9 protein-coding genes are annotated in these 12,914 nt (G+C 53.0%); 5 read left to right on the top strand and 4 right to left on the bottom strand.

Translation table 11 applies throughout. The features are described 5' to 3' along the window. Positions 1-210 precede the first annotated feature (210 nt). Positions 211-2,283, bottom strand: coding sequence for a (Fe-S)-binding protein (locus tag AB7S84_RS02160; protein WP_020876625.1), 2,073 nt, complete (start codon positions 2,281-2,283; stop codon positions 211-213). 588 nt (positions 2,284-2,871) lie between these two features. Between AB7S84_RS02160 and AB7S84_RS02165 the strand changes: the two genes are divergently transcribed. Then, positions 2,872-4,569, top strand: a complete 1,698-nt coding sequence (locus AB7S84_RS02165; protein WP_020876626.1) for a long-chain-fatty-acid--CoA ligase — start codon at positions 2,872-2,874, stop codon at positions 4,567-4,569. A 114-nt stretch (positions 4,570-4,683) separates the two neighbouring features. Here the strand turns inward: AB7S84_RS02165 and AB7S84_RS02170 are convergent, their stop codons facing one another. From AB7S84_RS02170 to AB7S84_RS02180, 3 genes are all read right to left on the bottom strand, one after another. Continuing rightward, on the bottom strand, positions 4,684-6,498 hold the full coding sequence (locus tag AB7S84_RS02170) for an acyl-CoA dehydrogenase (protein WP_020876627.1): 1,815 nt from the start codon (positions 6,496-6,498) through the stop codon (positions 4,684-4,686). 34 nt (positions 6,499-6,532) lie between these two features. Continuing rightward, positions 6,533-7,150: a TetR/AcrR family transcriptional regulator gene (locus AB7S84_RS02175; protein WP_040414994.1), complete on the bottom strand. Its 618-nt coding sequence runs from the start codon at positions 7,148-7,150 to the stop codon at positions 6,533-6,535. A 363-nt stretch (positions 7,151-7,513) separates the two neighbouring features. After that, a complete protein-coding gene (locus tag AB7S84_RS02180; RefSeq protein WP_020876629.1) occupies positions 7,514-8,680 on the bottom strand; it encodes an iron-containing alcohol dehydrogenase in 1,167 nt (388 codons plus the stop codon). A gap of 474 nt (positions 8,681-9,154) precedes the next feature. Between AB7S84_RS02180 and AB7S84_RS02185 the strand changes: the two genes are divergently transcribed. From AB7S84_RS02185 to AB7S84_RS02200, 4 genes are all read left to right on the top strand, one after another. Further along, positions 9,155-9,424, top strand: a complete 270-nt coding sequence (locus AB7S84_RS02185; RefSeq protein ID WP_020876630.1) for a glutaredoxin family protein — start codon at positions 9,155-9,157, stop codon at positions 9,422-9,424. 120 nt (positions 9,425-9,544) lie between these two features. Continuing rightward, positions 9,545-10,693 carry an iron-containing alcohol dehydrogenase gene (locus AB7S84_RS02190; protein WP_020876631.1) on the top strand — a complete coding sequence of 383 codons (1,149 nt, stop codon included), beginning with the start codon at positions 9,545-9,547 and terminating at the stop codon, positions 10,691-10,693. Then, positions 10,693-11,901 (top strand): two-component system sensor histidine kinase NtrB, encoded by a 1,209-nt coding sequence (locus AB7S84_RS02195; RefSeq protein ID WP_020876632.1) that lies wholly within the window; start codon positions 10,693-10,695, stop codon positions 11,899-11,901. Before AB7S84_RS02190 ends, AB7S84_RS02195 begins: the two co-directional genes overlap by 1 nt. Positions 11,902-12,043: 142 nt before the next feature. Then, positions 12,044-12,865 (top strand): YkgJ family cysteine cluster protein, encoded by an 822-nt coding sequence (locus tag AB7S84_RS02200; protein ID WP_020876633.1) that lies wholly within the window; start codon positions 12,044-12,046, stop codon positions 12,863-12,865. Positions 12,866-12,914: the final 49 nt, after the last annotated feature.

The raw sequence follows: 12,914 nt of genomic DNA on the forward strand, positions 1-12,914 counted from the left end.
CCTCTTCCACCGCGTAGTTGTCCCACTCGTTGACCGAGTAAACCAGATCATCCCGCTCGATGTCGGTACCCTTGCCGTTCACTTGAATCTCGTTCTCAGAGGTGTCGGGAACCCTCTTCACACATACCAGAATCTCCATATTGTCCTCCTGGATGGGTTGTTGATTAATGTCGATTGATTTTTCTGCAAAAAACCCCTTTTCGTCCTGCCTCAGACTGCCCGATGCCGGTCGATCAGTTCCACCAGATCGATGGCTTCCATCTCGCCTTCCAGGCCGCTGGTTTTAATGGCGTCTTCCATATTGACCATGCAGAACGGACAGGCGGTGACGATGACGTTGGCGCCGGCCGCCTTGGCCATTTCGACCCGAAGTTGTCCCATCCGCTGCTCCTCGATGGGTTCGTAGAAGAGCATCAACCCGCCGCCGCCGCAGCAGAACGAGCGATCTCTGGATTTTTCCATCTCAACCCGTCGGATACCGGGGATGGCATCCAGGACGTCCCGGGGAATATCGTACATGTGGTTATGACGCCCCAGATAGCAGGGGTCATGGTAGGTATAGACCTTCCCGGGGTCCCCGTTGCCGTTCAGTCGGATCTTGCCGGATCGGATCGCCTCGGCAATGAATTCGCTGATGTGATAGACCGGTGGAAGCCCCTTGTAGTCTTTCTTCAAGGCGTTGTAGGTATGGGGATCGGCCGTGACGATGCGCTGTGCACCAGAGGCCAGAATCGCCTCGGTGTTCTCCTCCTTGAGCGACTGAAAGAGCATCTCTTCGCCGAAACGTCTGGCTTCGTGGCCTGCGTCCTTTTCGAGTTTGCCCAGGACGCCGAAGTCGACGGCGGCCGCATTGAGCAGACGGGCCGCCGATTGCGTGATCTGTATGATCCGGTCGTCATAAGACGAGATGGAGTCGACAAAAAAGAGGGTCTCGGCGCTGCCGCCGTTCTCGAGAACTTTTACCGGACATGCGGCTTTGAACTCCTTGTCCTTGACGGCCCATTCGGCTCGCTTCTTTTCCATTTTGCCCCATGGATTGCCACGTTTTTCCATGGCGCTCAGGGGCTTCTGAAGGGATTGGGGCACATTCCCGTCGTCGACCATACCCCGTCTGAGGTCCACCATCTTGTCGATGTACTCGATCATGAGGGGGCATTCCTCCTCGCAGGCTCCGCAGGTGGTGCACGACCAGATCTCGTCCTCTTCGAAGATACCGCCGATGAGGGGTTCACTGGCTTTCAGCGGCCCTCTCAGAGGGTAGTGGCTGAAGGCATAATCCCGGGCCTTGATGCTGATGAAGCGCGGGGATAGCGGACGCCCGACGGCATTGGCCGGACACTGGTCCGAGCAGCGGCCGCAATCGGCGCAGGAGTAGAAGTCGAGCATATGCTTCCATGTGAAATCTTCGAAATTTTTGACGCCGAAGGATTCGAGTTCGTCGAGTTTGTTATCGGCCACGCCCCATTTCACGGGCTTCACCGTGCCCTTGTCCAATTTCATGAAATAAACGTTGAAAAGGGAGGTGATGACATGGAAATGTTTTCCCATGGGCAGGAAACAGAGAAACGAGAAGAAAATGATGTCGTGAAGATAATAGGCGATGACATGGGTTGCCTGGAGTGCCCCGGCGGGCAGGGCGGTCATGGAAACCTTGAAAAGCCATGCCAGCGTCAACGGCGCGATAAATTCAGGTTCGAGTCCCTTTTTCACGGCGGCGGCGGCCATCGTGCCTTCGAAAAGGCTTTCGGTGATCATCAATCCCGCAATCATGGCCAGAACGAAAAGTGCCTCCCCGGTGTGGGGCTTACCATATTTTTCCGGCACATCGTAACGTTTGGGTTTGACGACGGCTCTTCGGTAAGCCGCCATCAGCGCCGCTATCAGCACCATGGTTGCTGCGTAGTCCTTGAGGAAATTGTAAACATGGCCCAACGCACCTTTCAGACCCGGGAAGACGAAACCGTCATGTATGCCGATGATGACGAGGGAAGACGACCGGATGGATAAAATAATGAATCCGGCAAACAGCATGATATGAATCACGCCCGCCATCATGTACCTGGGTTGTTTCCACTGGGCCAGCCAGAGTTTGAGAACACCTTTGATGCGTTCCGGAATGCGGTCGAAGCGAAAATCGGGGTTGGAAAAAACAAGGGGGGCGGCCCGTTTTGCCATGATATAGGCGAACAGCGCCACTCCGGCAACGGGAATCAGGACGGAAAAAATTACCGTCGGAATGCCCATAACTGAAAAATTGGCCGGGGGGATCAACGCGGGTTCCATTTTTTGCTTTCATTCTCCTTTCAATGATAGTATAAGTTTGGAACAGAATGAATGAACATTCATTCATTTTGTAGCAGACCCATTTTCAGCGTGTCAAGCAAAAAGAAGCGAGCCGGTTTGCGTGGTGTCCTGCATTGGATATGCTTTATGAAAAAGCTTGTTGACCTGACATACCCGAGTCTGAGGATGGCGGTCGGGGTGTTACCAATGAAGAATCATTCATTTTTGTCGCTCGTAGTTTTGCCTGCGAAAATTCTCAACGGCCGCTACATCTGAGAAAATTTACAAACTATGGCATATTGGTTTTGTTGTTGCAACAATATAATGGATTGTTCAATCCAGGAGTCGCCCGAAATAAAATATGCCTATGTATTTTTTCGACCAAGCGAAGGCTTGGTATCATTCAAAAAAGATTATTCGACCGAGCGCTCAATCAAGCCCTATCATATCAACCTTAAGATGTCAAGACTTTAAGGGGGGGTTGAGCCGGGGCGCTATATGCCGGGAAGTATTTGGAAAGCGAGGGGTTGAGGCGATAACGATCGTTTTGCGGAGCAACAAAAGAAAAGGAAAAGGGAGACGCCAAAAATGAACAGGGAAATCCATTATCAGGATCGGCCGTGGCAAAAAAGTTATGGACCTCATGTCAAGCAGCGTCTGGATTACGAGGCCACGCTGCTGCCCCGGTTTCTGGAAGCATCCGCCAGAGATTTTCCGAACAGGACGGCGCTGATCTTCGAGGGGTATACCATGGATTTCAATACGCTGAATGAAATGGTGAATCGTTTTGCCGCCTGCCTTCATGATATGGATGTTCGTAAAGGGGATCGTGTCGCCATATTGCTGCCCAACACCCTTCCGTGCGTCATCAGTTATTACGCCGCCATGAAAATCGGCGCCATAACGGTCATGAACAATCCTCTCTACTCGGACCGGGAACTGGAACATCAGTTCGTGGATTCCGGTGCAAAGATTCTGATCACATTGGATCTTTTGGGAAATCGAATGATCGATCTCAGGCCCCGGACCCGTCTTCACCATATTGTCATTACCTCCATCGGAGATTATCTGCCCTTTCCCAAGAACCTTCTTTTTCCGCTGATCGGCAAGCGAAAAAAACTGGCGGCCGACGTCAAGCCGGCATCGGATGTCTATCGATGGAAGAAACTCCTGTCCCGATATGCGCCCAACCCACCTGAGGTGGATGTCGATTTCGAGGATACGGCCATGTACCAGTACACCGGCGGCACCACCGGCGTCTCCAAGGGCGTGATGCTGACCCATGCAAACCTGAGCCGTCAGGTTCAACAGATTGCCGGGTGGTTTCCCGGTTTTCGGAAAGGAGAGGAGATCATGTTGGGGGCGCTGCCCTTTTTTCACGTTTTCGGGCTCTCCACCGCCATGAATTTTGCCGTTTATATGGGTTGGACCGACATTCTGGTGCCCAAACCCCAGCCGGATCCGCTTTTGAAAGCCATCGCCCGGTTCAAGCCCTCTTTCGTGCCGTTGGTGCCGACCATGTTTATCGGTCTTCTCAACCATCCCGATATCGATAAGGCGGACCTGACCTCCATCAAGGGCTGTTTTTCCGGCAGTGCGCCTTTGCCGGTCGAGATCATCCGGGCCTTTGAGGAAAAAACCGGCTCGGTGATCGTTGAAGGGTACGGCCTCACGGAGACGACACCTGTCACTCACGTCAATCCATATAACAGAGACAAACGGAAGATCGGCAGTATCGGTCTTCCGATTTCCGACACCCTTTGCCGGATAGTCGATCTCGAAAACGGCGAGGACGACGTTCCCGTCGGGAAGTCCGGTGAACTGCTCATCAAAGGCCCCCAGGTGATGAAAGGGTATCTGAACATGCAGGAAGAGACCGAGGCGGTCCTGACGGCGGACGGGTGGCTCCATACCGGAGACATCGCCAGAATGGATGAAGACGGCTATTTCTACATTGTGGACCGTAAAAAGGACATGATCATCTCGGGGGGATACAATGTCTATCCCAGGGATATCGAGGAGGTTTATTACGGGCATCCCAAGGTTCAGGAAGCTTGTGCCGTGGGGATTCCCCATGAAACCCGCGGTGAGGCCGTAAAGGTCTATGTTGTCCTCAAGGCCGGTGAAACGGCGACCGAAGCGAAACTTCTGTCATATTGCCGGGACAAACTGGCCAAATATAAATGGCCCATTGAGATTGAAATTCGGGAGAGCCTGCCTAAAACGAATGTGGGGAAAATACTCAAAAAGAATTTGCGCCTTGAGGCGGCGGCCGGAAAACAGTAGGATGGATGGTTGTTTGATAAGTGCCGAATTGGATAACAGAGCGCCTTTTATAGGGTGTTCTCTTTGATGACACGGAACCGGATCGCGCTGACGATTCGGTTCCGTGTCCAATGTCTATCTGCCGCCGAAGGCGTCTTCCGAGATCTCTATCGCCGCACCATTGTTGGTGAGGATGGCGTTCATCTTTCCCAGGGTGATCGGCAGGACGGATTTGATAAAATACTCGGCACTTCTGATCTGTCCTTCATAAAAAACCTTGTCTTTCTTTCCCGCGCCGTCCATCTTTCGGCCGGCAATGCTCGCCCGCCAGAGCAGCATCCATGCGACGGCCACGTCACCGGTGACTTCCATGAAGGGATGGGCGAAAGCAAAGGCGTTGAGCACCTTTGGAGACATGGCCGTCATTCCCATGTGCATGCCGACCTCGCCCAGTTTCTTGACGGCCGCTTTGAAGTCGGCCACGAAATCTTCAAGTGCGGGGATTTCCCCGGCTGCAGCGATGGTTCTGTTCATCTCGGCCAAAAGGTCCATCACAGGCTTGCCCTGGTTCATGCCCAGTTTTCTGCCCAGAAGATCCATGGCCTGGATGCCGTTGGTGCCTTCATAGATTTGTGTAATGCGACAGTCACGAAGGAGTTGCTCCTGGGGATAGTCGCTGATGAAGCCGTAACCGCCGAAAACCTGAACACCTTCACTGCAGACCTCGAAGGCCCGGTCGGTGATATAGCCCTTGACGATGGGGGTCAGCAATTCGATCATTCCCTGTAATTTGGCGATTTCCTCGGGATCGTCCGAGAGGTGTTTCAGATCGTCGAGGTATCCGTGATAATAGAGCAGGCTTCTCATGCCCTCCACCAGTGATTTCATTTTCAGCAGCATGCGACGGATGTCGGGGTGCTGTATAATCGGCACCGCCGGGGCGTTGGCATCCATCATCTGAAGCAGGTGCTTTCCCTGGATGCGTTCCCGGGCGTAATTCACGGCGTTCAAATAAGCCGCCGAGGCACAGCAAAACCCCTGCATTCCCACCAGCGCCCGAGCTTCGTTCATCATCAGGAACATGGCTTTCATCCCCTTGTTCTCTTCTCCGAGAAGCGTCCCGATACAGTTGCCCTTTCCGCCCAGGGTCAGAGAGCAGGTGGCGTTGCCGTGAATGCCCATTTTGTGTTCGATACCGGTGCAGACCACATCGTTGAATTCGCCCAGGCTGCCGTCCGGGTTTACACGATATTTGGGAACGAGGAAGAGAGAAATCCCTCTGGTACCCTCAGGTGCGCCTTCAATGCGTGCCAGAACCGGATGAATGATGTTTTCGGTGAGATCGTGCTCCCCGGAGGAGATAAAAATTTTGTTGCCGGTAATGGCGTAGGTGCCGTCCTCATTCTTCACCGCGGTCGTCTGGAGTGCACCGACATCGGTACCGGCTTCGGGTTCGGTCAGCAGCATGGTGCCGGTCCATTCTCCGGAATACATCTTTTTCAGGAAGATCCGCTTTTGTTCATCCGAGCCGAAAACCTCCACCAGTTTCGCGGCACCGTGGGTCAACCCGGGATACATGATAAAGGCGTAATTGGCCCCGTTGAAAAAATCGTTGGCGGCCAGCGCAACGGTTCGGGGCATGCCCTGGCCGCCCCACTGGGGATCTTCGTTCATGGCCAGCCATTCCCCCTCGCGGAACAGCTTGTAGATCCGGTGGAATTCCTCCGGAACGGTGACCTTTCCACCATCGAAGGCGCAGCCTTTTTCATCGCCGATCTTCTGGGTCGGCAGAATCTCCTTGACGGCGAGATTGCGAGCCTCGTTAATAATCAGATCTACCGTTTTCCGGGTGAACTCGGCAAATTTTTCGGTCTTGCTGAATTCGCCGACTTCCAGCTGTTCATGAAGGACGAAATCCACGTCTCTTCGATCTGCGATAACCTGTGCCATTTTTTGTGCTCCTTGATCTATGGTAATTTTTAACTCACACCTTGTTTTGTGGCGGCGTTCCCGGCACGCCGATGCCTCGAATGAACAGATCGATCAACGGTTCGGCCATTGAGGCGAGATCATATTCTTTTCTCGAGAGGAGCCAGTTGTTGATTGTCGATTCTACGGCGCCCAGGATAAAACGCTTGACCAGTCCAACGTACATATCCTTTCGCATGGATCCTTCCTGTTGTCCGAGTTCCAGGATCTCCGAGACGATGTCGAGGTACATCTTGGACATTTCCCGAATATTCCCCTCGACGAGCGCGTTTCGATGGTGGGCAAAGGACTGATAAACCACGGCCATGTTGCGGTCGCTTTGAAATTCGGTCAGATGTCGATATACCAGATTCCGCAGTTTCCCGACGGCGGTGTCGGCCTTTTTGACCTCCTCCCTGAAACCGTTGAAGACCTGTTTGGTTTTGTATTGAAAAAATTGAACCAGAATGTCATCCTTGTTTTTGAAATAGAGGTATATCGTCCCGTCGGCAACTCCGGCTTCCCTTGCGATCTGGGAAATGGTCGACAGATGAAATCCTTTTTCGGCAAAGACTTTGACGGCGGCTTCAAGGATGCGTGGGTATTTATCACCTGTTTTGGCTTTCGTGTTGATAGGATACCTCCTTGAAACGTAGGGTTATGATTATGAATGAATGTTCATTCATTATCAAGGCCAGGTAGGCGCTGTCAAGAAAATTCATGCCAAGGCGGAAAGATCCAAAAGCGGTTTGATTTTATATTATTCTTTTAGAAGGTTGTTAATAATGCCGGCAGGACGGTTTTTGAGAAAGGCCGGACTTGACAGGTGACTGAAAAAATGAGGCTCAATTCATTACAGTCTCTGTCGAAGATCGGCGCGTAGAATTTTTGGGGGGCTTCGTCGGTGGTAAGATCCGGACTGAAAAGAAGCCCCGACCGACGGGCAGCCGGCCGGGTGTCAGGTATCAGGGGCGAGCGGACAACATGTCGTAGGCGTTTACAGTGCGTTCTTGTAGATCTGGATGACGTCATCCAGGGTTGGGCACCGGGGGTTGGTCAGGCCGCAGGCGTCCTTCTGAGCGTTTTCCGCCATGATCTTGAGATCCGCTTCCTTAACGCCCAATTCGGTCAGACCGCTGGGGATACCGACATCGGCGGAAAGGGTTTTGATGGCCTCGAGGGCCACATCGGCCGCCGCACGCTTGGACATCCCTTCCGTGTTTTCACCCATGGCCCTGGCGATGTCTCCAAAGCGATCCATCTTGGCGATCAGGTTGAATTTCGAGACATGAGGCAGCAGAATGGCGTTGCAGACGCCATGGGGAAGGTCATAGAATCCACCAAGCTGATGGGCCATGGCATGAACGTGTCCGAGGCTGGCGTTGTTGAAAGCCATGCCTGCGAGATATTCCGCGTAGGCCATCTGATCCCTCGCGATCATATCGGCGCCGTTGGCCACGGCGGCTCTGAGGTTTTCGGCGACCAATCTGATGGCCTGGAGTGCGCAGGCATCGGTGACCGGGGTGGCAATAGTGGATACATAGGCCTCGACCGCATGGGTTAAGGCGTCCATGCCCGTGGCGGCCGTCAATGATGGCGGCATGCCGGCCATGAGCAGGGGGTCGTTAATGGCAACGGTCGGGGTGACGCGCCAGTCGACGATGGCCATTTTCACCTTGCGACCGGTATCCGTGATGATACAGAATCGGGTCATCTCACTGGCGGTGCCGGCCGTTGTGTTGACGGCGATGAACGGCGGCATGCTTTTGCCGGATTTGTTCACGCCTTCGTAATCATTGATTTTCCCGCCGTTGGTGGCGACGATGCCGATGCCTTTTCCGCAGTCGTGGGGGCTTCCGCCGCCCAGAGATATAATGGAATCGCATCCATTGCTCTTGAAAATCTCCAGTCCGGCGTGAACGTTTTTGTCCGTGGGATTCGGAATGGTTTCATCGAAAACCGCACATGTTACGCCGATATCTTCCTTTACCATATTGACGATTTTTTCGGTAATGCCTGCACCGGTGATGCCTTTGTCGGTGACAATAAGGGGCTTCTCAGCACCCAGCGTTCGAATTTGTGCTCCGAGCTCCTTATGGGCGCCGATGCCCATCAACGTAACGGTGGGAATAAAAAAACCAAATACTTGTTCTTGGACGGCCATGGGGATATCCTCCTTGTGATGAATGAAATTTAGAATCTGGACAGAAATGTGAAATTCATTTCCGCCTTAATAAAGACAGGCCTCAAATTCTTACAGCTTATATTCAGCAAGAAAAGGGCCATCTCTGTTCCGGTGAAAATAAATTGATGCATACATGAAATAACCTATTTGAAATAATAACATAAAAAAATGATCGGAACGCTTTTACGCTTTTTCGACGAAATGCTGAGCCGGAGTTTTGGGTCATAATGACATGTCCTGAGAACATGTTCCGGTCATTAGGAAACAGGCGGCGGGCAGAGACGCCGGCGTAAAAACCGATGCGAGGGTTGCTGAATGCCGCCGTTGACGGATATCGATCTGATGGTAAATTTAACAAGATAGGGAAATTCGGATCGGCGCCCAGGACTTGAGGCGACGACGTATTGCCGGCCGGCGTCAGGTTCCGGAGACGACGAATGGGAGGAGACGCTCATGGAGAAAGCGATAAAACTGTATGGATTGTCTTCATGCGCCCATTGCAAGAGCTTGAGAAACTTTCTGATCGATAGCGGCGTGGCGTTTGATTGGACCTATGTCGATATGCTGGTCGGCGAAGAACGCAGCCGGGCCATGAAAGCGCTCAAGGCCATCAATCCCAGCTGCTCCTTCCCGACGTTGGTGGTCGAGGGCGACGTCGTGGTGGGTTACAAAAAAGACAAGGTCAGGGAGTTGATCGCGGCCTATCGGCGGAAGTCGGAATGAGAACTCTCCGTGATCGTTTCAAGGAGAATTTGGGAGCAGGTGTGTCTGTATGCGGCATGAAAACGTCGGGAAGCTTTCGGATCGATCTTTGGAATCCGGATGGACAAGGGGTGAGAAGGTATGACGTTAACGGTCCGAAAATTTTCCGTCCCCGAGATTTTTTTCGGGCGGGGAAGCCTGAAATACGCTGGATTGTGTGCCAAGCGTCTCGGTGCCGAAAAAATTTTTCTGGTCAGTGACGAGGGGTTGGAGAAATCGGGTTGGGTCGATCGGGTTTTTGAGCTCATCGAGGATGAGCATCTGAAATGTTTCTATTTCTCAGACGTTGTCGCCAACCCGAGGGATTTTCAGGTTCAGGAAGGTGCGCGCCTCTATATAGAAGAAGGATGCGACGTGGTGATGGCTATCGGGGGCGGAAGCCCCATGGATGCGGCCAAGGGCATCGCGCTGGTGGCAAGCAACGGTGGAACGGTGCACGAATATGAAGGCGCCAACCGTATTCAGCGACCGCTGCCGCCGATGGTCTTCATCCCCTCTACGGGGGGCAGCGGCTCGGATGTTTCGCAGTTCACCATCGTGAACGATGTCCGAAGACGGGTCAAAATGTCGATTATCAGCCGCACGCTGGTGCCCAACATATCGATCATCGATCCCTTTCTCCTGACCACCAAGAGTCGTCCTCTCGTTATTGCCGCAGCCATCGACGCCATGGCCCATGCGGTAGAATCCTATGTTTCCCTGCTGGCTTCCCCGTTCACCGAGATCCATTCCCTCAAGGCGATCGAACTGATTTTCAAGCATCTTCCCCGTGCGGTGGAAACCGGATCCATCGATGCCCTGGAAAATCTGTGCATCGCCAGTACTTCTGCGGGAATGGCCTTCAGTAATGCGAGTCTTGGCATGGATCATGCCTTGGCCCATTCCCTTGGCGGGATGTTGGATGCGGTTCATGGACTGATTCATCCGGTGCTTCTTCCCCATGTCATGCGATACAATCTCCCGGCCTGTCGCGAGAAGATCGCGAAAATCGGCGAGATCGTCCTGGGGCGCCGTCTGAAAAATATCGATGAGACCGCTCATGGCGGTATTGAAAAGTTGGCGGAATACTGTGAGGCACTGAATGTTTCCACCCGGCTGCGGGATATCGTTCCGGATCGATCGGAACTGCCCCGGCTCTGCAGGATGGCGGTCAACGATTCCTGCCTGTTGACCAATCCCCGTCCTGCGACCTGGGAGGATATGTTACGGATCTGCGAGGATGCCTGGTGATGACGAGAGAAACCACAATGGAGGATCTGATAGGTCTGGGCCATACCAAGCTGGGCTTTTTCAAAGAAGTTCAGATCAAGATCCGCGAGCTTCAGGAAACCAACATAAAGCTTGAGCAGAAGCGGCAGCAGGTGCAGGCAATTATCGACGGGATTACCGACGTGATGGCGGTAGTCGCGCCCGATTTTCGGATCCACTCGGTCAACCATGTGTTTTACTCAACTTTTTCACACCCGGCGCCGAGGGGGGAAACCTGCTTTCGCGTTTTTCGGGGGCGGGAGCGCCCATGCGACGATTGCCCGATGATCGAGGCGGTCAAACAGAACGATACCTGTCGACGCATGTATATCTACAACCTCAACGGCGAAAACCGACAGTTTGAAATCACGGCGTCCCTGCTTCGAGACAACATAGGGAATGTGCGGCATATTCTTTTGTTGAAACGGGATGTCACTGTTGAAAAGGCTTACCAGGCCAAATATTATCACACAGAAAAAATGGCGACCATCGGCCTCCTGGCCGCTGGTGTGGCGCATGAAATCAACAACCCTCTGGCGGCTGTTTCCGGTTTTGCCGAAGGACTGAAGCGCCGTCTGCCCATCCTTGAAAAGCGGTTGGGAGAGCATCCCACGGACCGGTGCCTCAAAAAAGATTTCGAAGAGTATATCGAGACCATCATGACGGAGTGCAACCGTTGCCGTGATATCGTTCAGAATCTTCTCACTTTCAGCCCCCGGAGTCGCGTTTCCTACACGGCCGTGGACCTTAACGAACTTACGGTGGATATCATTAAAATCCTGGAGCATCAGCTGAAAAAGACCCTTCCGCGAGCCATCTGCCTGGATCTGTCCCCGACGCTTCCGCCGGTTTGCGGCGTCGGTGCGGAGTTGAAGCAGGTGGTCCTCAACCTGATCCTTAACGCTCTGGACGCGGTGCAGGAAAAAGGGACGATTCTGATCCGGACATTCCAGAAGGGGGATGAATGGATTGCCCTCAGTGTCGAGGATACGGGCTGCGGCATCCTACCCCAGGACCAGGACAAACTTTTCGAGCCTTTTTTCACGACCAAGCCGGTTGGAAAAGGCATCGGCATCGGGCTGTCTACCTGTTACAATATTATCCGGCAGCACAAAGGAGAGATCGCGGTCAAAAGCAGCGCCGGCGAAGGCAGTGTCTTCGAGGTACGCCTGCCCCGCGCGGCGAGGTGACCTTTTCGGTGCCGGGGCCTGGATTAACCTCTGTTAAAATCCTTGAGAATCTGTTATTATCTAACTTTTCTGATTTTCAGTATCGACATCGTCCGGTTACGGCCGGAACCCGATCACTCAAGAAAGGATATAGAACAGGAAGATGGAGAAACCCGATCCCATGGCGCGCATCAGCCCTGTCAAGTACAGTCTGGACAGCAAATTTCAATTCAAATGCCACAGCGGCGTGAAGTGTTTCACCAAATGCTGTCGTGGTATCAACATCATTCTCACCCCTTACGATATCATTGTTTTGAAGCGAAGGCTTCAATTGTCGTCGGATGAATTCCTGACCCTATACACCCAACCCCAGGTGCTGGAAAAGACCGACCTGCCGGTGGTCAACCTCAAACTTCTGGACGATGAGCAACAATCCTGTCCATTTGTAAGGGATGACGGCTGCCTGGTTTATGCGGACCGGCCCAGCGCATGTCGCTATTACCCCCTTGGTGTGGCCTCTCTGGCGCATAAGGAAGGGGCGGACGACGAGGGGTTTTTTTTCTTCGTCAATGAACCTCACTGCCTTGGTTTCGAAGAAAAGACCGTTTGGACGGTAAGGGAATGGCGGACGGATCAGGGGGTGGATGTCCGTGACGAGATCAATGCCGAATGGGCGGACCTGATGGTCAGAAAACGTTCGTTTCCGGGCAATATCAAACTGACCGACAAGAGCAAGCAACTTTTCTTCATGACAAGCTACAATATCGATCAGTTCCGACGATTTGTCTTCGAAAGCTCCTTTCTGGAACGTTATGATGTGGACAAGGATACGGTGGCGACCTTCAAAAATGACGACGTCGCCCTTTTGAAGTTTGGCCTGAAGTGGCTCAAGGATCTTCTCTTCAACTACAAGAATTTTGAGGTCAATGAAGCGGCCCAGAGCATATCCGTAAGGAGTGGAAAACGCCGGGAATCTCCGAAATAGAGAAAAGATGCTTCTCCTGCCGCCCGAACGCGGCGTGGCAGGAGTTTTC

Source organism: Desulfococcus sp., from assembly GCF_050178255.1.
In the GTDB taxonomy this organism is placed as follows: domain Bacteria; phylum Desulfobacterota; class Desulfobacteria; order Desulfobacterales; family Desulfococcaceae; genus Desulfococcus; species Desulfococcus multivorans.

Coding starts and splice junctions, on each gene's coding strand:
- AB7S84_RS02160 (WP_020876625.1), bottom strand. CDS start 2,283: ATGGAACCCGCGTTGATCCCCCCGGCCAATTTTTCAGTTATGGGCATT.
- AB7S84_RS02165 (WP_020876626.1), top strand. CDS start 2,872: ATGAACAGGGAAATCCATTATCAGGATCGGCCGTGGCAAAAAAGTTAT.
- AB7S84_RS02170 (WP_020876627.1), bottom strand. CDS start 6,498: ATGGCACAGGTTATCGCAGATCGAAGAGACGTGGATTTCGTCCTTCAT.
- AB7S84_RS02180 (WP_020876629.1), bottom strand. CDS start 8,680: ATGGCCGTCCAAGAACAAGTATTTGGTTTTTTTATTCCCACCGTTACG.
- AB7S84_RS02185 (WP_020876630.1), top strand. CDS start 9,155: ATGGAGAAAGCGATAAAACTGTATGGATTGTCTTCATGCGCCCATTGC.
- AB7S84_RS02190 (WP_020876631.1), top strand. CDS start 9,545: ATGACGTTAACGGTCCGAAAATTTTCCGTCCCCGAGATTTTTTTCGGG.
- AB7S84_RS02195 (WP_020876632.1), top strand. CDS start 10,693: ATGACGAGAGAAACCACAATGGAGGATCTGATAGGTCTGGGCCATACC.
- AB7S84_RS02200 (WP_020876633.1), top strand. CDS start 12,044: ATGGAGAAACCCGATCCCATGGCGCGCATCAGCCCTGTCAAGTACAGT.